Here is a 20068-nt window from a genome sequence, read left to right as displayed (position 1 = left end):
AAGAGCTTTGTTTTGCGAGGCATTCCTCTCAAAACGGACGGTCATTTTAGCGAGTAAACATCTAGAGTCAACCACTTTTTTAGTTAATTTTCTTTAACTTAAGAAATTTAACTTTCCGTCAAGTTTTCCAACATTCTTTCAATCAGATTTGCTGGTCAACGGAGGCGCATTATAGGGAGGAAAAATGAGTTGGCAAGAAGAAATCAGCCTAAAAACCAAGTTTTCAGACTGATTGATTAAGAAAGAAACAAATCGTGTTTTATCTATACGAATCTGCCATAAAAGTAGCTTATAACGACTCTAATTTTTGAACTTTCTGATTGAGTTTAGCGATGGACAGCCTAACTTCTTCCACCAAGGTTAGATATTTCGCCTCATCACTATGTCGGTACGCGATCTTACCGTTAATGAAACTTGCTTTTATATAAGAAGGCTCTCCCGCCATTATCGGAGACAAGGAAACATCATGGCACCCAGACAAACGTGGTTGTTTGATGTCATATAAAACAATATCAGCGGCAAAGCCAACATCAATTGTTCCAATCCCTTCTAAGCCCAGAATATCTGCCCCTCCTTTACTTGCCCACGTAAGCACTTGTTCTAACGTTGTGGCTTTAGGGCCATTTTGCGCTCGATGAATCAACCAAGTAAGGTTTAGTTCTTGAAGCATAGAGCCGGATTCAGCCGATGCAGAGCCATCGACACCGATAGATATCGGCATCCCAGCTTTTGCCATTGCTATAACAGGGGCAATCCCACTACCTAATCGACAATTAGATGTAGGGCAATGAGCAATTCCCGTTTTTGTTTCTGCCAGTAATTTTATATCTTGCTCGTTGGCTTTAACGAGATGCGCAAACCAAACATCATCTCCTAACCAATCACAGCTTTGAGCGAACTCAACAATGCCTATACCGTATTTCGCCAATGACTGCTCGTTATCAAAGTCCACTTCTAACATATGTGAGTGCATACGTAATTTCTGGCTTCTGGCGTATTCAGACAATAAGCGAAGATCACTTGGTGTCGAAGAGTGAGCAATGGTTGTTGGAGCAACCACCAGCTTGCGCATAGCAAATTTTCCCTCTTGGTGATAACGACTGCGTGTTGTTTCCAAGCGATTTATCATTAACTCGGCAGATTCAGGCTCTACACCTGCTTTGGCAAGTCCTTTATGCGTACCTTTCACCGTGGCACCACCACGGCATAGTACAAGCCTAATGCCCATTTCATCTGCGGCTTGCCACACCGCATCTTCTAATTCCATGGAAGAATTCGCATGATACAGATAATGATGATCCGCACAGGTTGTTGCCCCAGAACGCAGCAATTCATAGAAACCAAGCTTTGCTGCTGAATACATGATCTCTGGCGTGATTTGAGGCCAATAGCGGTAAGGAACATGGGCAAGCCAGTCACCCAACCCATCATTTATACCAGCAGGTATACCTTTCAAGATTGACTGAGCAATATGATGATGAGTATTCACAAAGCCGGGATAGATGACACAATCACTCGCATCAATTATTTCTTCACCCTGCTGCGGTAATAAATTCAGCCCTAGCTCCGCAATAATACCGTTATGAATTCGTATATCTTTACTGTCTTGCTTAGGGGAAAAGACACTGCTGGCATTTTTAATTAAGTAGTTCATCAAAGCTTCCTTTTATACAAACCTACCCCATTGCGTAGGCTTATTCGCTTTTGAGCAATGTCCCAGAGTTCGCTTACTCCTAACCGCTTCTACTCATTTAACATACACAAAACATAACCTGTTCTGAGCGCTGATTCTTAATGTATACAATGCAAATTACAGACCATCACGCTCACCTTAGTGGTTACATTTCCTGTTCAGAAAATGTGCACCAAAATTGAGCCTTCTGTGATGAAATGCATTACAAAGGTGCAATTGCATACAATATTTATCCAATATCTTATCTGCATTGTATACAACCATACTTAGTAATATTTCTTCTACAACGCCCATCCGTTAATGGCTAGTTAACAATCCGTTAATAGCCGTCAATTCGTTTTTTAATTTATGGCACAACGATTGCTCTATATTCACTGGAAGTGTGAGTAGAAGCGGTTAGGTACCAGTGACGGTATCGGGACATTGCTCATAGTTAGCTAAAAGATGCAGTCAACACATGCTGCACTTTAGAGTGAAAAGGAAGACACGGAGTAACTATGAAAACTATTTCTAAATTCAACAAACTAAGCATTTCGCTATCTTTGCTACTTACATCAGCAAGTAGCTTTGCTGCAGACAAAGTCACGTTTCAGCTCGACTGGCTTCCAGGCGGGGATAAGGCACCGGTCTACGTTGGCGTTCAACAAGGTTTCTTTGCAGAGCAAGATCTCGATGTCACCATTTTGGGTGGTAAAGGATCTACAGATGCCATTACAAAGATAGCGACAGGCACAGCAGATATCGGTTCCGCAGATATTGTCGCTCTGTTAGTCGCGAAAGCGAATGACAATGTTCCCGTTAAAGCCATCTACTCTCTATTTAGTAAAGCACCTTACGCATTCTACGTACTGGATGATTCAGGTATCAATTCAGTGAAAGATGTTTCAGGTAAAACCATCGCCACTTCTCCATTTACTTCAGCGAACGTTTTCCTTCCTTTAATGTTGAAGAAAAACGGCATTAAAGAGGAAAGTGTCAAAGTACTAAAAGCTGATCCGGGAGCGCTCAACCCAATGCTGATCACTGGTCAATCCGATGTAATGATTTCTTGGATGACAGACCGTGTTAAGAACGAACAGCAAGCAGCGGAAGCAGGGAAAAAGCTGACAGTATTGCCTTGGTATGATGCAGGCCTCGAGTTCTATTCTTCTTCCATTATCGCCAGCGACAAATTTATGTCTGAAAACCCAGATGTGGTGAAACGCTTTGTGAAAGCTTATGCAAAATCGGTCGAATACACTTGGGCTCATCCTGAAGAAAGCGGCGCTGACGTTACGAAAATGGTTCCTGAAGTGGACTCCAAACAAGCAGCTGACACCATTAAGTCGATTCATGGTCTCGTCATGAATGAAGTATCTCAACGTGACGGCGTTGGTCAGTTCACGCCATCTCGTCTCAACGAGACTTGGAAATGGACAGCAGAAGCGCAAGGTTTGGATCTCAGCAAACTTGACCCTGAAACAGCAGTTGATCGTCAGTTTTTCGAGGGAGTGAACTAATGCAACCATTTGTTTCGTTCAAGCGTATAGGTCATACCTATAACTCTGACAAACATTCGGTTACGGTTCTCAACGATGTCGACTTCAATGTGGAAAAACATGAATTCGTCGCCATCGTTGGTCCTTCAGGTTGCGGCAAGTCTACCTTGCTGCGCCTACTGTCAGGGTTGATCATTCCAACACAAGGTGAAATTTCCGTCTTCGGACACGCAGTCACAGGGCCGCGTGAAGACATCGGTATCGTGTTCCAGAAACCAACACTACTACCATGGAAAAACATCCTCGATAACATTCTGTTTCCGCTTAAGCATAAGTTTAATTATGTGAGCAAGAAAGACCGTCAAAATGCACAAGAGTTGTTGGACACTGTGGGCTTGGCTGGTTTTGAAAATAGTATGCCCGACCAACTTTCCGGCGGGATGCAACAACGTGTCGGTATTGCACGTGCGCTGTTACTGAATCCAGACATTTTGATTATGGATGAACCTTTCTCTGCACTTGATGCGTTAACGCGTGAAGAGATGGGGTTTGAACTGCAAAAAATATGGATGGAAAAACCTAAGACAGTACTGTTTATCACTCACTCGATTTCTGAAGCAGTATTGTTGGCGGATAAAGTACTGGTTATGGGGCCTCGCCCAAGTACCGTGCTGGAAGAGATAAAAATTGATTTATCTCGACCACGCAATATCCACACCTTGCAAGACGCGAAGTTCGGTACTTATACCAACCAAATTCGCGAATACTTCTATCGTTCAGAGAAGAGCAGTACAGCAAGCAGTGAAGGAACAGATAGTAAGGACACAGACAACGTCGAACCGATTCGTCGCACAGTGGCTTAATTGGCTTAAACGAATTTGTCTCTTGTTAAAGGATTAACTATGAAACGCTATTTTTCTCAATGGTCACAGAACTGGCTGCCACTAATTGCAATATTAGCGATCATTCCTATTTGGGAAGCCATCTGTAAAATGTTCTCAATACCAACGTTTATCTTGCCAGCGCCTAGCGATATCGCTATCGCTTTCACTCAGGTATCAATGGAACGTTGGCTCGATAACTTATGGGCAACACTACGTATTGCATTGCTTGGTTTCGTTATCTCATTTTTGATTAGCATCCCTCTCGCTATCATGATGGTGAACTCTAAATTTCTTACCCGTGCGTTGTTCCCAATTCTGGTTGTGATTCAATCCACACCAGTCGTTGCTATCGCACCGCTGCTCATCGTGATTTTGGGGACGGGCGATGCGCCTCGCCTGACGATTACTTGTTTAATTACCTTCTTCCCTCTGGTGGTTTCAGCTACTACGGGTATGTTGGCGACCCCTCCTGAACTAATTGAGCTATCACGTTCATTAAGTGTAAAAAACAGCAAAACCATCTGGCAGATTCGCTTGCCTTACGCTATTCCACATATTTTTAGTGGTGTGAAAGTTGCTATCACGTTGGCTGTTATTGGTTCGGTTATCGCTGAATTCGTTGCTGCAGAAAAAGGGCTCGGCTACTTGGTTCAGTTCTCAACATCTTATTTCAAGATCCCACAAGCTTTTGCAGCACTGGTTTTCCTCTCTCTTGTCAGTATGTTGCTGTTTAAAGCCGTTAGTTGGGTGCAAAAAGGTTACTTCTCTTGGAGCCTGACTGAAGAAGAAAAACAGCGATAAAACAAGGAACGATAATGCTTAACCAAGAAACGGATTTTAAACTATTACGCCACAGCTTCTCTTTAGCAGAGGAAGCAAAATCAAAAGGCATTCATCCATTTTCAGCGGTTTTAGTTGATGAACATGGTGAGATTTTACTGGAAGAGATCAACGGTTACTTACCCGACTTAGATATGACGGGGCATGCGGAGCGAGTGATTATGACCCGAGCCAGCAAACTGTATCGCCCTGATTTTCTCAACCGTTGTACCCTCTATGTATCGGCAGAGCCCTGCGCGATGTGCGCGGGTGCTATTTATTGGGCAGGCGTTGGCCGTGTTGTTTACGGACTGAGCGAAACCAAACTCAAAGCGTTAACCGGAAATCATCCTGAGAACCCAACCTTAGCACTTCCATGCCGAGTGGTTTTTGAATCTGGTCAGCGCGAAGTGGAAGTCATCGGCCCGCTGCTTGAAGATGAAGCCGAACAGGTTCAACACGGAGTTTGGTAAGACGTTCATTTTATATTTACTCAAACTATTTAGCGCTAAAGCTAGGCGAGAAGTGAATGAATCCCTGTGAACATAAATAGCCTATGTGATTAGGGTGAATGAACACTGTCAACAACGCTGCAGCGTTAAAAAGGAAGAGTAGAAAGACGGAGTAGAAGCGGTCTGCAACACCAAGAATAAGGTTCTTGGCTCATTGCTGGACATTGCTCCAATAACAAGCAGATGCTTAATTGGAGAAAACAATGACTCAATCATATCTTTTAGACGAACTTAACTTTGAAACAACCATCGGTGGTAAAGGTTTAGAAACCACTGACACAGTGATCCCTCTAATCAACCTACATGATTTTGATCACCGACGTGAAGAGATCACCGAGCAACTTTGGAAAGCCGCAACGGAAGTCGGATTTTTCCAACTGATTGATCACGGTATTACTTTAGCGGATATCGAAAAATCCTTTAAGTTAAGTGAAGAGTTCTTTGCACTACCTACCGAAGAAAAGCAGCAGTTCCCTTTAAAAGAGGGGTTAAATGCGGGTTGGGAATTTAAACAACAAGTTCGTCCTTCAACGGGAACAGCGGATCAAAAAGAGTCTTATCAGATCACATTGCCTCACATGAGCGACCTATGGCCTAGCAATGAAATTGTTAACGGTTTTGAAGCACACCTGCTTTCATTTGAACACCAAGCTTGGCAATTGGGTATGAAGATTCTTTCGTGCTTTGCGGATAAATTGGGCTTTGAGCGCGACTTTTTCACTAAAGCACATCAAAGAGAGTCTGAAAATTACCTCAGTACACTGCGTATGCTTCACTACTTGCCGATGAAGGAAGTGCCTCAAAACGGAACATTCTGGCGCGCGGGCGCTCATACCGACTTTGACTGTTTGACCATGGTATTTCAGCAAGAAAACCAAGGTGGACTTCAAGCCGCAGCAGGTAAGGACGCAAAGGAGAATTTAGTGTGGAGTACGATTGTACCCAAAGCCGGAGTGATTACGTGCAACATTGGAGACATGCTCATGCGTTGGAGTGACGATTTACTGAAATCGACTCTGCACCGTGTACGTATGCCTACCGCCGAAGAGAACCAAGATTCCCGCTACAGTATTGCGTTTTTCTGTCAGGCAAACCGTGACCAAATCATTCAAGGGCCAAAAAAGGTTTACGAGCCCATCTCCGCGCAGGACTATTTGAAAATGCGCATTAACGCTAACTTCTCGTAAATCGGATAGTTTTATCCACGTTTGAATCACTATGCGAACTCAATAAGCTGAAGTTACGAAGAAACAAAAAAGCCATGCTTTCGCATGGCTTTTTCTATTACTGTGACAACTATTGGCTGGCGATGATATTGCCATCGCTAACCCCAAGCTGAATCGCTTTGCCCGGTACGAATTTTCCAGACAGAATCGATTTCGCCAATGGGTTCTCCACATTTTGTTGAATAGCGCGTTTCAACGGACGAGCACCATATACTGGGTCAAAACCCACTTGAGCAATCAGTTCCAACGCATCTTCACTCACGATCAAATCGTAGTCTTTTTCAGCCAAGCGTTTATGTAAACGCTCCAACTGAATAGAAGCAATAGACTTGATATGTTCTCTGCCAAGCGGATGGAAGACCACGCTTTCATCAACACGGTTCAGGAACTCTGGGCGGAAATGTTTGGTTACCGTCTCCATCACACGCTCTTTGATACCTTGGTAATCCAGCTTAGCAAAGTTCTCTTGAATGCTCGAAGAACCTAAGTTTGACGTCATGATCACCACAGTGTTGCGAAAATCAACCGTACGACCTTGACCATCGGTTAGACGGCCGTCATCTAGAACTTGCAGTAAGATGTTGAACACATCTGGGTGCGCCTTCTCCACTTCATCCAACAAGATAACCGAGTAAGGTTTACGGCGAACCGCTTCAGTTAAATAACCGCCCTCTTCATAACCGACATAACCCGGAGGTGCACCGACCAATCGAGCCACAGAGTGTTTCTCCATAAACTCAGACATATCGATCCGAACCATGGCATCTTCACTATCAAACATGAAGTGAGCCAATGTTTTACAAAGCTCCGTTTTACCAACACCAGTTGGACCTAAGAATAGGAACGAACCAATCGGCTTATTAGGATCAGATAAGCCGGCGCGGCTACGACGAATCGCATTTGCCACCACTTCAACGGCCTCAACCTGCCCGATAACGCGTTTATGCAACACATCTTCCATGCGAAGCAACTTCTCTTTCTCGGCTTCAAGCATTTTCGACACCGGAATACCGGTTTGTTTAGAAAGCACTTCTGCAATCTCGATATCTGTTACTTTATTGCGTAATAGAGTCATCTCTTGCATTTCAGCTTGAGCAGCGAGATCAAGCTGTTTTTCCAACTCTGGAATTCGACCATATTGCAATTCAGACATACGGCTTAAATCACCTGCACGTCTTGCGACTTCCAGATCCATACGCGCTTGGTCAAGTTCGGTTTTTATGTGTTGTGTACCTGACAATGCTGCTTTTTCTGTTTTCCAGACTTCTTCCAACTCGGCGTATTCACGCTCTTTAAGACTTAACTCTTCGTTAAGAATACTTAAGCGTTTTTCACTGGCTTCATCGGTTTCATTTGACAGCGCTTGCTGTTCAATTTTCAACTGAATAATACGACGTTCCAGTTTATCCAAAGCCTCTGGTTTAGAGTCGATCTGAATACGAATGCTGGATGCAGCTTCATCAATCAGGTCAATCGCTTTATCGGGTAACTGGCGATCGGACACATAACGATGAGACAGTGTCGCAGCCGAAACAATCGCAGGGTCAGTGATCTCTACATGGTGGTGAAGCTCATAACGTTCTTTCAAACCGCGTAAAATTGCGATGGTGTCTTCGACACTAGGCTCATCCACCAGCACTTTTTGGAAACGGCGTTCAAGAGCCGGATCTTTCTCTATGTACTGACGATATTCATCGAGCGTAGTCGCGCCAACACAGTGAAGTTCACCACGAGCCAAGGCTGGTTTGAGCATGTTACCGGCATCCATTGAGCCTTCGCCTTTACCTGCCCCCACCATAGTATGAAGCTCATCAATGAACAGAATGATGTTGCCTTCTTCTTTGGCTAGCTCATTCAGCACCGATTTCAATCGCTCTTCGAACTCACCACGGTATTTTGCACCCGCAACCAGTGCACCCATATCTAGAGAGAGTACGCGTCGTCCACGTAGCCCTTCTGGGACTTCGTTATTGATAATACGTTGTGCTAAACCTTCAACAATCGCCGTTTTACCCACACCCGGTTCACCGATGATCACAGGGTTATTTTTGGTACGACGTTGTAACACTTGAATGGTTCGGCGGATCTCATCGTCACGACCAATCACAGGATCAAGTTTGCCCTGCTCAGCTCGTTCGGTCAGATCAATGGTGAATTTTTCCAGAGCCTGACGCAGCTCTTCCGCATTCGGGTCATTCACTTTCTGACCACCACGGATCTTTTCAATCGCATCTGAAACTTTTTTCTCGGTTAAGCCAAACTCTTTCAGGACCTGACCTAGAGGACCACGGTCTTCAATCGCCGCGAGAAGATAAATCTCAGAAGATATATAAGAGTCTTGGCGTTTTTGAGCGATTTTGTCACACAGATTAAACAAGGTGCCTAAACCGCTAGAAAGCTGTACATCACCACCGATCCCGCTCACTTTCGGCAAACGATCTAACGTTTCACCCAATTTTGAGCGAAGCTGCATGACATCGACGTCAAGCATAGTCAGCAATGGACGAATTGGACTGCCATTTTGATCAAGCAGTGCAACCATCAGGTGCACCGGTTCGATGTACTGATGATCTCGCCCTAATGCGAGAGACTGCGCGTCGGAAATCGCTATTTGAAATTTGCTGGTAAATCTGTCGAGACGCATAACAACCTTCCTAACCTCAACTGAGAAAAACTAATCTTATTACGTTAGGAAAGATGGTTACATACACACCAATTTTCAAGGTGAGAGTGGAATCTTTTTAGAGAATACTAATTTTCATTGATCCAGATAAAGGTTGCTTGCCTTCCTGTTACACCATCGCGGCGGTAGGAATAAAAGCGCTGAGGATCTTGGTAAGTGCATAATCCGCTATCGAAAACCTGATCGATGCCAAGTTTAGCCATGCGTAAACGAGTAAGCATTGTCATATTCGCCCACCATTTACCTTGCTGCTTGCCGGGAACGAATGCGACTCCTGCTTTTGAGTCATAGTCTAAAAATGCCTGTAAAACATCTTCACCGACTTCAAAGGCTTCAGGACCAATCGCGGGCCCCAGCCATAGCATGACATCGTTTGAGAATTGCTCTAACGCATTTTCAACAATGCCACCCGCGAGACCACGCCAACCGGCGTGAACAGCAGCAACCTGCGTTCCCGAGGTGTTGGTGATCAACACAGGCAAACAATCTGCAGTCATCGCAGAACAAACCACATTCGGTGACGAGGTAATGATACCGTCAGCATCAAGGACGTCATTGGTGGGCTGAGAAACGTCCAACACCACCGTTGAGTGGGTTTGATTTAACCATACAGGGGCTGTCGGCATTTGGGTTTGCTGTTGCAACAGATCTCTGTTGCGCTGCACAAGAATAGGATCGTCCCCAACATGCATACCTAAATTAAGCCCTTCGTAAGGCGATTTCGAACAACCGCCAATACGTGTTGAAGCCAGAGCTTTGACTTGTTTAGGTGCATTCCAGTTAGGCGTGATCCAATTCATCTTATAACCCGCAGATTAATACTCTTCCGTTTTGTTCTCTTGTGCATCCGCACGCAATGCTTCGGTCATAGTCACCATATCTTCTGGCACTGGTGCGTGAAACTCCATTTCTTCCCCTGTAGCTGGGTGCTTGAATTTCAGCATAACAGCGTGTAGCGCTTGTCGATCAAAGTTACGAATCATATCCGTTAACTCTTGAGACGCGCCTTTTGGAATACGTGCACGTCCGCCGTAAGCCGTATCACCTAACAAAGGATGCTGCAAATAAGACATATGTACACGGATCTGGTGCGTACGTCCCGTTTCTAGACGAAGACGAATACGTGTATGTTCGCGGAAATGCTCTGCTACACGATAGTGAGTCACCGCTGGTTTACCCATTGGAGATACTGCCATCAAAGTACGTTTGGTTGAATGGCGGCCAATTGGTTTGTCGATCATGCCACCAGCGGTCATCTTACCAATCGCAATAGCTTCATATTCACGGGTAATGTTACGTTTTTGCAGTTCACGAACCAAACGAGTCTGTACAGGTACATTCTTCGCTACCACCATCAGACCAGTTGTATCTTTATCCAGACGATGCACAATACCTGCTCGTGGTACTTCTGCAATTGGCGGATAGTGGAACAACAATGCATTTAGCACTGTGCCATCTGGCGTACCTGCACCTGGGTGAACAACAAAGTCACGTGGTTTGTTGATAACGATAATATCGTCATCTTCGTAAACGATATCCAATGGGATGTCTTGTGCTTCCCAACGAACTTCATCTTCTAGTTCAGCTTGTACAGTGATCTCTTCGCCGCCCATCACTTTCGTGCGCGGTTTAGTGACAACTTGTCCATCTACTGTTATTTTGCCGTCAAGTAACCACTCTTTCAGACGTGAACGAGAAAAATCGGCGAACAATTCAGCCACGGCTTGATCTAAACGTTGACCAAGCTGGCTATCTTTTACTGTTTGAGTTAATTCAATCTGCTGAGCCATATCGAACTTTTTTAAAAACCGTGAGACTAATACTCACTAGTATGGATAAAATAATGTCCGCCATTGTATCTGTTACGAAAGAGAAAGTAACCAAACGATTTGAGGAGCCCTGTTGTTCAAGCTAAAACAAGAAACTATTTTTCTGGCTTAAAACAGCTGCTCCAGCTTTAAGATGCTTTATTTTCAAGGAACCCACTCCTGACATGAAATACCAAACTTTATCAGGCTTGCTTGCACTATCACTATTATTCGGTTGTTCAAGCAAAGATAACATCGTCCCTGACGTACCACCTTCTGAGCTCTACACCGAAGCTCAATCATCATTACAAAGTGGTAACTGGTTAACCGCCATAGAAAAACTGGAAGCTTTGGATTCACGTTATCCATTTGGTGCTTACTCTGAGCAGGTTCAACTTGATCTGATTTATGCTTATTACAAAAATGATGACCTTGCTCTTGGCTTAGCAACCATCGAACGCTTTAGCCGCCTAAACCCAACTCATGAAAAAATGGACTGGGTGCTGTACATGCGTGGCTTAACGCATATGGCTCAAGATCGTAACTTTATGCACGATTTATTTAATATTGATCGTAGCGACCGCGATCCAGAGCCAGTAAAAGCGGCTTTTGCTGATTTTAAAAAGCTGCTGCAACGTTACCCGGACAGCCCATACGCAGAAGATTCACAACGCAGAATGTTTGCGCTTAAAAACCGTCTTGCGGAATACGACCTAGCAACCGCCGATTTTTACTTACGCAGAGAAGCATGGATTGCTGCGATTAAGCGTTGTCAGGAACTGCAAAAAACCTACCCTGATACCGAAGCAGCGAGAAAATCGCTCCAGATTCAACTTGCCGCCTATAAAGAATTAGGCTTAGAAGACTCGGTAGCTCGTACTGAAAAGTTAATTCAGTTGAACCCGGAAAAATAATCCAGCCTAGATTCAAATACCCGCTTCACATGAGCCACTGTTTTACAGTGGCTCTTTTATTTCTATTTGCTGATTTCTCCTTTTGTTCATAAGCTTATCTTTATTCAAGCCGATAGAACTGAATGCAAAGGAGCCGCATTTTGCGTTGGTTACAACGAGGTGTTGTAAGCCTGTTTATTTTGCTTCTCAGCCTCCCAGCAAGCAGCATTGAATTATCACCTCTAAGTGATAAACCATACCAAGGTGACTGGCCTATTCTCAAAGAGAAAGGGGTTATTCGAGTGGTTGTGTCTGCTGACTTAGGATTTTATTACGTGGAGGCGGGTCGCCCGAAAGGTATCGGTGCCGAACTTTTGTATCACTTCGAAAAGGACCTCAAAAAACAAGCTCCTTATGTACACATTCAGGTTATCCCCGTTCTTAGAGATGATCTAATTCCTTCTGTCCAATCCGGCTTAGCAGACATAGCGGTGGCAAACCTCACAATTACGCCTGAACGCTTAAAAAAGGTCGATTTCAGTACACCTCTTATAAAAGATATCCAAGAACTGATTGTCACCAACAAGAGTTATCCGGATATCACCATTTTGACTCAGCTCTCTGGTAAAGAGATTTGGGTCAGAGCCAGCTCTAGCTATATGGAGAGCTTAGAAAAAATAAACAATTCGTTGATTTTGCAAAGCTTGAAGCCAATAAAAATTCATTTCGTTGAAGAAGCTCTGCAAGACTACGAACTATTGGAAATGGTTAATTCCGGACATATCCCAGCGACCGTACTCGATAGCCACAAAGCTGAAATGTGGCTACATGTTATGGAAGACATAAAAGCGCACACCGAATTGCCGCTGAGAGAAAATGGTCAAATCGCATGGGCGATGCGCAAGAACTCTCCAGAACTCAAAAAGATCGTAAACGGTTATCTGAGAACAGCCAAATCAGGCACTTTGCTAGGTAATGTCATATACAGCAAATACATCGACGATACTCGTTGGCTAACCAAAGCACTCAATCCAGCCAAACTTAAACGTCTTGATGAGCTCGCGAAACTATTCACTGAGTACTCCAATAAATATGAGTTCGAGTACCTAATGATGGCGGCACAAGGATTTCAGGAGTCCGGTTTTGACCAGCGAAAAGTGTCACACAAAGGAGCCGTAGGCATAATGCAAGTTCTGCCAAGCACGGCGAGAGATCCGAACGTCAATATCAAAAACATAGAGAAGGTCTCAAACAATATCCATGCGGGTGTGAAATATATGCGCTTCATAAAAGATCGATATTTTTCAGATCCAGATATAAGTGAAGACAACCAGGTTTATTTCGCGCTAGCTGCTTATAACGCGGGACCCGCAAATATCAATAGAATGCGTCGACTGGCCGCAAAGCACGGCTTTAATCCGAATGTCTGGTTCAAAAATGTCGAGGTGATAACTCGAAGAAACATCAGCGCTGAGCCAGTTACTTACGTAGCAAACATCAGTCGATATTACGTGGTTTACAAACAGCTGGAACAGCTCAAGCAAGCAAAAGAGGAAAGTTTAACCGCTACACTGAATGCTGTTGGGGGAGTCGATTCACAGGCAAACAACAAAGAATGATTGGCTAAGTGACTCCAATCGCAAATCAGTGTTGTTCAGGAAATAATCAGAGATGTTTGAAAGGCCGAATTAGCTCCCTAAAAATGGATGAATTTTCAGTAAGCTACCTCTCTAAATGTAGTCATAAACAACAAAATCACAAGCTTTTTTTACCCTCATCAAGGCAACACTTTGCGGGAGATCACGTTTAAAAGCGATCAGAAATACCCCACAAAAAATAGTGATCTATATCACTATTTTTTATTTGGGAATGGGTAATCTGGAGTTAACCCATGAGGGATGACACAGAGGAAAAAGCATTATGAAAATGAATATTACTGGTAAAAACATCGACATTACCTCTGCAATCCGTGACCACATTGAGAGTAAATTAAAAAAACTAGAGAAATGGCAAGTAGACATTACAAGTTGCCAATGTAGCTTTAGTGAAGAACCCAACAAACAGAAGAAGTTCGAAGCAACAGTAACGGTACCAAAAGGACAATTAGTTGCTTCCGCTGTTCACGAAGATTTGTACGCGGCCGTCAACGAAGTTGAACAGAAACTAGAACGCCAATTGAACAAGCTTCGTCATAAACCAGAAGCAAGACGATCTGATAAACCAGAATTAGAAGAAGAAAAGGAATAATACATAGGTTTAGAATTAGCGCCTTCGGGCGCTATTTTTTTGCTTGACGCCCTATGCTGCCTTGCTTATTGTGAGACTATCTTAACGACTTGAACAAAACAATGACACAAACTCAACTGTTCTTTTTTGACTTCTTTTTTCTCCAATAACTTTTGGAGGCTAAGTCGTTTAAGAAAAAAAAGTCAAAAACGAACAGAAAGCCTCCCACTGGGAGGTTTTTTTATAAGGATAATTTTCAATGACAGACAGACAGTACTCTCTCGATGAGATTCGTTTAAGACTCAACGAACTTGACGACCAATTATTAAGCCTGCTTTCAGAACGACGTAGTCTCAGTATTGAAGTCGCAAAAAGCAAAGTAGAAACATCAAAACCCGTTCGAGATGCCGTTCGAGAACAACAGCTACTTGTTAAGCTGATCAACTCAGGTAAAGACAAATACCATCTTGATGCACAGTTCATTACCAAGCTTTTCCATACCATCATCGAAGACTCTGTACTGCTGCAACAAACTTATTTACAGAACTTAGCTAACCCTCAAAGCAGAAAACCACTGGCACGAGTGGCCTTCCTTGGTTCAAAAGGTTCATACTCGCATCTTGCCACTCGCGAATATTTCAGCCGTAAGAATACTGAGCTTGTAGAACTCAACTGCGATCAATTCAAAGAAGTGACTAAAACGGTGGAATCAGGGCATGCCGACTATGGTGTGCTTCCAATTGAAAACACCAGTTCAGGCTCTATCAACGAAGTCTATGACCTGCTTCAACACACAACCTTATACATTGTTGGTGAAATCACTCAGCCTATTGAGCACTGTCTGGTTGCCACAAAAGATATTCGCTTAGAAGACCTAAAGATACTCTATTCACATCCTCAACCACATCAGCAATGCAGCGAGTTCCTAAGTCGCCTTAAAGGCGTACAACTGAAAACATGCGCAAGCACTGCCGACGCAATGAAAAAAGTGCAGGAGTTAAACCGAGATGATGTTGCCGCTATTGGCAATGCGTCAAGTGGTAAACTCTATGGTCTTCAGACAATTCAAAGCAACATTGCTAACCAAACTGAGAACCACACTCGCTTTATCGTTGTAGCCCGTAAACCTGTCGAAGTATCAACACAGATCCCAGCGAAAACGACCTTGATTATGTCCACATCACAAGAAGCTGGCTCACTGGTTGCGACACTTCTGGTACTTCAGCGTTTCGGCATCAATATGACCAAACTAGAATCACGACCTATTATGGGTAATCCATGGGAAGAGATGTTCTATGTCGATTTGGAAGCTCATCTGGATTCTGAAAATATGCAACAGGCGCTTGCTGAGTTAACTAAATTAACCAAGCACCTGAAAGTCCTTGGTTGCTATCCGAGTGAGAATGTTAAACCAACTCAAGTACGGTTAAGTTAACCGTACTTAAATCAAACTATTGCGCCTAGTTTGACCGAAGTTGCATATTAGAACTTTATGATACAGAAAAAGTTATACAATTTAGTTCAGATCAATTAGTGTGCTATTGAGTGTTTTGAAAACGAACACAGGGAAAACAATTCCTTAAAGTCATAAAAGGCGCATTATTTGTGGTGAAGATAGGACGACTCATCTCCCTTATGCTCGGCGCTACTGGTCTCAGTAGTCATGTGATTGCTTCAGAGCTAAACATTTACCTTTGGGAAGATACCATTTCTCCAAGGGTCGTTGAGGCGTGGAACAAAAGTTACGATATAAAGCTTAACTTCTACCACTTTGACAACGATGATGAACGCAGCCTATTCATGCTGAGCAGTGAGGAGATCCCATTTGACGTGGTGATTTTAGACAATGTGTCTGCCCAGCTTTTCTCTCATCAAGATAAGTTTGAAAACCTCTCTTCATTCGATGCGAACCAAAATAACGCCCCAGTGTGGCAGAAGGCTTGTGGCACGAATAGCGTGCCTTATTTCTGGGGATATGTCGGTATCGCTTATCGTAAAAGTAAAGTATCTCATCCACCAACTCAATGGCGTGAATTGGTCGATATCGATGAAAAAATGAAAGGCCATGTGGGCTTATTGGAAGACAGTGTAGAAACATTACTTCCGGCACTTTACAGCCTGAACCTATCACCGCTGACAGCATCAATCGAAGATCTAAAAAAAGCTTATACAAAACTTGAAGCGGCTACCCCGGATATTCTGACTTACGAATACGCACTAAGTTATGTTCGCAGCCATAGCAACAATAACGATTTATATATGGCGGTAAGTTATAGCGGAGACCAGTTTTCTCTCAATCGCTATTTCGACAATGAAGATTGGGACTTCGTACTTCCAGAAGGCAAACCTTATATCTGGGTGGATTGCTTGGCAGTAAGCCACTCTTCCCACAACAAACAGCAAGCTAAACTATTTCTAGATTTTTTGATGCAGCCAGAAATAGCAGCAATGAATGCCCAGGATATCAAAGCAGCAACACCGAACGTTAAGGCTTTGGATTTAATGCCAGACAGCTACATCAACGATAAAGACATTTTACTTACTGATGATTTGCTAGCACAAAGCATCATTGACAGTCAGCTTTCTTCATCCAATTTGAGTCAGCGGGCGAAAATCATCAACAGCCTGATCAAACAACATGAAGCTAAACCATAGAATTCTTTTACTGATCGCTCCGGTGATCATCCTCAGCTCTGCCGTGTCAGGTTATCTCATTTACGATAGCCAAAAAGACGCACTGGTTAAACGTATGGATAGCTATTTGCAGCTTGATATGGAGAAGCTCGCAAGCCATTTTCGACAAACCAAATCTCTCGTGAGCAGTTACACCTTTACTCTCGCCAATAGCGACATTATTCGTCACTATTTCGATCACGATAACAATCCATACCGAGAGTTAGAGCTAGCGGAGAATATTGAAAAAACATTTAACGTCATGAAGTCCAATGAAAGAGATTCCGTGTCTCTTTCCATCTTAGATGGCGACAATAACATTCTCTATTTTGCAGACAACAGTGAAGACCCATTCAGTAAAATCGACCCGACGGTGTTCAAGTTTGTAAAAAAACGCTTCAATCAAACCTTAAAAACCTCAGATATTAGTTATACCGAAAACTCAAGCGGAGAAGGCGTGTTAGTGCGTTACGATGTATTGGACACGCGCACCCTTGGAACGCCTTTAAGTTATAACCGAGACAGAATCTTTTTTATTGTGGTTTACGTCGTCCTCAATGAGTTTAACGCACTACGTAATAAACTAGAGTTTGATAACCAGAGTCCGATTTTCTTTAGTAAAAGACCTCAACTATTTTCAGAAGGCTTAACCCAAACGGTCGAACTTCAACCGGGCATGTACGCTACACTTTCACCAGCACCAATGCTGATGCGAAATAAACTCAATGATATTAGACAAAACCTTGTGGCCGCTTTTGGTGGTTCGGCTTTGTTTAGTTTGGTTCTGTTGTTATTTTTGCTCTACCGACATGTCATCACCCCGATTTCACGTTTAGATAAACAACTTCAGGAAGTAGAAAGCAAGCAAAGGAACAACATAGAAAAGCTTCGTTCCAAAGACGAAATTGGGCGTCTGTCGTCGCGTTTTTACGATATGTATAAAGAGCTTAACAACTCTTATCAAGAAACAAAGACGCTGGCTGAATTTGACCATTTAACCAAGTTATGCAACCGCTATCAGTTCCAGATTCAAGCGCAGACGACACTGCGAGAATCGCCAACGAAAAGTCACATTCAAGTACTCTATATCGATTTAGACAACTTCAAATACGTCAACGATAAATATGGTCACCAAGTCGGCGATTCGCTGCTGATCAGTTTTGCCAGCCATGTGCGTTCACTTTCTGAAGAGTTTAACCTCAATAAACATGTCTACAGCCTTGCTTCTCGGTTGTCTGGGGATGAGTTTGCTATTTTGATTTGTGCGCCAAGTCGTTTATCTGATTTTGCCGATGAGTTTTCTCAGCGCCTGTTACAGCCGATACAAGAGCAGCACGATTCTCCTCTAGGACGATTCCCTATCACTGCCAGTATTGGTATTGCGACTTACCCAGAAGATGGTATCGACATAGAAAGCCTGCTCATTAACGCCGATACCGCTATGTACCAAGCGAAGAGTGCGGGCAAAAACCAAATTGCTCATTACTCAAAGCAGCTCGATCAACAAGTTCAACGTAGAAATGCGGTTGAGCGCGCTTTGCGTATGGAAAATTTTGATCAAGAGTTCTCGCTGGTTTATCAACCCTATTACTCATGCAACAACATGGAAGTCGCCGGATTTGAAGTGCTGTTGAGATGGGATTCCGAACAGCTCGGAGAAGTATCACCCACAGAATTTATTCCTATTGCCGAACAAACAGGGTTATTTGGCAAAATAGACCGATGGGTGATTACTCACGCGTTTAAAGAGTTTTCATCACTGTCAGCAACGTTTGACTACCCAATCCATATTTCAATCAACCTCTCTTCTGCGGAACTAAACTCGGTTGATTTGGCAGATTACATTCGCGAGCAGGCGAGCAAATACAAAATTCGTCCTCACTGGATAGATTTTGAAATCACCGAAACTTTCGCCGCCGATTCTAAAGCAATACCACTGCTGTATGATTTGGTTGAACAAGGCTATAGCCTGACTATTGATGACTTTGGTTCTGGTTATACTTCGATTGTTCAGCTGGTTCAGTATCCAATTAAGCGTATTAAGTTCGATCAAGGCTTCTTAGAAACCATCATCGATAAAGGTAAGCAGTCAGTGCTTGAGCCTCTTATCCAACTCTGTCATTCTCAGATGATGAAAGTAACGGCAGAAGGTATCGAGAGCCGAGAAATGCAACAGTGGTTAACTCGTTACAACTGTGACTACTTGCAAGGCTTCTTCTTAGCTCCCCCAATGTCATTACGTGAAATCCAATACTGGAACAATGACGAAACAGAAGTAAGTTATGAAGAATGTAATTATCGCTTCTCTTAATCCGGCAAAAATTAATGCAGTAAAGAGCGCATTTCAATCCGCATTTCCCAACCAAGCTTTCAACTTTCAGGGGATTAGTGTCCCCAGCGAAGTGGCAGATCAACCGATGACGAATGAGGAAACCAAAGCGGGTGCATTAAACCGAGTTCGCAATGCTAAACAAGTGCTTACTGACGGTGATTTCTACGTTGGATTGGAAGCGGGTATTGAAGGCAACGTGACGTTTGCCTGGATGATTATTGAATCTAAAACCCATCGTGGCGAGTCTCGCTCAGCGAGTTTAATGCTTCCACCACAAGTTCTGGTAAAATTAGAGCAGGCGAACGAACTGGGTGATGTGATGGATGACGTATTCGGCACTGACAATATTAAGCAAAAAGGCGGAGCGATTGGCCTGCTCACTCAGCATCAACTCACTCGCAGCTCAGTCTATCATCAAGCTTTGATATTAGCGCTTATACCGTTTACGAACCCAGAACATTTCCCGGCTAACTTGGTTTAATGATCTCGGCAAATGTTTGCACAAATTAGAAGAAAGCTCTGTGAAGAACAGTTATTTGAGGATCAACTTACTTAACGTCGCTTTTTCTTGTTCTGAGCGAGACTTCAGCTCATTCGAACCTCGGGTGATGGTTGCGATACCAACCCCTAGCATCTGACTCACTTGACGCTGTGACATCTCACCTTTAAGTAGTTCACATAATATATTCACTCGGGCGACGAGCGCTTCTCTTTCATCTGGTGTCATTAACATGGTCAATAACATTTCGTGCTGGTCGTTATCTGCAGCTTGTTTAACTAAATCAATTAATTGAGACCAATCACTGTATTCAGGTTGTTGAGACATAACTGTACTCGTTAA

Annotated in this window: 17 protein-coding genes and 1 other annotated feature; of the genes, 12 read left to right on the top strand and 5 right to left on the bottom strand. The window is 43.4% G+C overall.

The window, feature by feature from the left end; translation table 11 throughout:
* Positions 1–289: 289 nt before the first annotated feature.
* Positions 290–1654, bottom strand: a complete 1365-nt coding sequence (locus HUO09_RS14635; protein ID WP_188234439.1) for an amidohydrolase family protein — start codon at positions 1652–1654, stop codon at positions 290–292.
* 536 nt (positions 1655–2190) lie between these two features.
* On the opposite strand from HUO09_RS14635, the gene HUO09_RS14630 reads away from it, so the two are divergent.
* The 5 genes from HUO09_RS14630 to HUO09_RS14610 all read left to right on the top strand — a co-directional run bounded on the left by HUO09_RS14630 (position 2191) and on the right by HUO09_RS14610 (position 6573).
* Positions 2191–3192: an ABC transporter substrate-binding protein gene (locus tag HUO09_RS14630; protein WP_188234438.1), complete on the top strand. Its 1002-nt coding sequence runs from the start codon at positions 2191–2193 to the stop codon at positions 3190–3192.
* A complete protein-coding gene (locus HUO09_RS14625; protein ID WP_188234437.1) occupies positions 3192–4034 on the top strand; it encodes an ABC transporter ATP-binding protein in 843 nt (280 codons plus the stop codon). Before HUO09_RS14630 ends, HUO09_RS14625 begins: the two co-directional genes overlap by 1 nt.
* A gap of 39 nt (positions 4035–4073) precedes the next feature.
* Positions 4074–4856 carry an ABC transporter permease gene (locus tag HUO09_RS14620; protein ID WP_167413696.1) on the top strand — a complete coding sequence of 261 codons (783 nt, stop codon included), beginning with the start codon at positions 4074–4076 and terminating at the stop codon, positions 4854–4856.
* 14 nt (positions 4857–4870) lie between these two features.
* Positions 4871–5347 (top strand): nucleoside deaminase, encoded by a 477-nt coding sequence (locus tag HUO09_RS14615; RefSeq protein ID WP_188234436.1) that lies wholly within the window; start codon positions 4871–4873, stop codon positions 5345–5347.
* A gap of 242 nt (positions 5348–5589) precedes the next feature.
* Positions 5590–6573, top strand: coding sequence for an isopenicillin N synthase family oxygenase (locus HUO09_RS14610; protein ID WP_167413698.1), 984 nt, complete (start codon positions 5590–5592; stop codon positions 6571–6573).
* A gap of 109 nt (positions 6574–6682) precedes the next feature.
* Here the strand turns inward: HUO09_RS14610 and clpB are convergent, their stop codons facing one another.
* From clpB to rluD, 3 genes are all read right to left on the bottom strand, one after another.
* A complete protein-coding gene (gene clpB, locus HUO09_RS14605; RefSeq protein WP_188234435.1) occupies positions 6683–9256 on the bottom strand; it encodes an ATP-dependent chaperone ClpB in 2574 nt (857 codons plus the stop codon).
* Positions 9257–9363: 107 nt separating this feature from the next.
* Positions 9364–10095 (bottom strand): peptidoglycan editing factor PgeF, encoded by a 732-nt coding sequence (gene pgeF, locus HUO09_RS14600; RefSeq protein ID WP_188234434.1) that lies wholly within the window; start codon positions 10093–10095, stop codon positions 9364–9366.
* 15 nt (positions 10096–10110) lie between these two features.
* On the bottom strand, positions 10111–11085 hold the full coding sequence (rluD, locus tag HUO09_RS14595) for a 23S rRNA pseudouridine(1911/1915/1917) synthase RluD (RefSeq protein ID WP_167410817.1): 975 nt from the start codon (positions 11083–11085) through the stop codon (positions 10111–10113).
* 203 nt (positions 11086–11288) lie between these two features.
* Between rluD and HUO09_RS14590 the strand changes: the two genes are divergently transcribed.
* The 7 genes from HUO09_RS14590 to yjjX all read left to right on the top strand — a co-directional run bounded on the left by HUO09_RS14590 (position 11289) and on the right by yjjX (position 19708).
* Positions 11289–12017: an outer membrane protein assembly factor BamD gene (locus HUO09_RS14590; protein ID WP_188234433.1), complete on the top strand. Its 729-nt coding sequence runs from the start codon at positions 11289–11291 to the stop codon at positions 12015–12017.
* Between the two features lie 140 nt (positions 12018–12157).
* Positions 12158–13615: a lytic transglycosylase F gene (locus tag HUO09_RS14585; RefSeq protein ID WP_223159459.1), complete on the top strand. Its 1458-nt coding sequence runs from the start codon at positions 12158–12160 to the stop codon at positions 13613–13615.
* Positions 13616–13916: 301 nt separating this feature from the next.
* Positions 13917–14243 carry a ribosome hibernation-promoting factor, HPF/YfiA family gene (gene hpf / locus HUO09_RS14580; RefSeq protein ID WP_167410820.1) on the top strand — a complete coding sequence of 109 codons (327 nt, stop codon included), beginning with the start codon at positions 13917–13919 and terminating at the stop codon, positions 14241–14243.
* 103 nt (positions 14244–14346) lie between these two features.
* Positions 14347–14467 (top strand) — a sequence feature (Phe leader region).
* 14 nt (positions 14468–14481) lie between these two features.
* Positions 14482–15657: a prephenate dehydratase gene (gene pheA, locus HUO09_RS14575; protein WP_188234431.1), complete on the top strand. Its 1176-nt coding sequence runs from the start codon at positions 14482–14484 to the stop codon at positions 15655–15657.
* 200 nt (positions 15658–15857) lie between these two features.
* Positions 15858–16877 carry a spermidine/putrescine ABC transporter substrate-binding protein gene (locus tag HUO09_RS14570; RefSeq protein WP_188234443.1) on the top strand — a complete coding sequence of 340 codons (1020 nt, stop codon included), beginning with the start codon at positions 15858–15860 and terminating at the stop codon, positions 16875–16877.
* The gene (locus HUO09_RS14565; protein WP_188234430.1) at positions 16861–19206 is read left to right on the top strand and encodes a bifunctional diguanylate cyclase/phosphodiesterase; all 2346 of its coding nucleotides are present in this window, start codon (positions 16861–16863) and stop codon (positions 19204–19206) included. The genes HUO09_RS14570 and HUO09_RS14565 overlap by 17 nt, the downstream gene beginning before the upstream one ends.
* A complete protein-coding gene (yjjX, locus tag HUO09_RS14560; protein ID WP_188234429.1) occupies positions 19178–19708 on the top strand; it encodes an inosine/xanthosine triphosphatase in 531 nt (176 codons plus the stop codon). The genes HUO09_RS14565 and yjjX overlap by 29 nt, the downstream gene beginning before the upstream one ends.
* Before the next feature lie 51 nt (positions 19709–19759).
* Here the strand turns inward: yjjX and trpR are convergent, their stop codons facing one another.
* Complete coding sequence (gene trpR, locus HUO09_RS14555; protein WP_167410825.1) at positions 19760–20053, bottom strand: trp operon repressor; 294 nt, start codon at positions 20051–20053, stop codon at positions 19760–19762.
* Between the last annotated feature and the right edge of the window lie 15 nt (positions 20054–20068).

This window comes from Vibrio sp. Y2-5, assembly GCF_014596725.1.
Taxonomy (GTDB): domain Bacteria; phylum Pseudomonadota; class Gammaproteobacteria; order Enterobacterales; family Vibrionaceae; genus Vibrio.
Note: the sequence above shows the minus strand (reverse complement) of the source record. Positions and strands in the feature narration are given on the sequence as shown.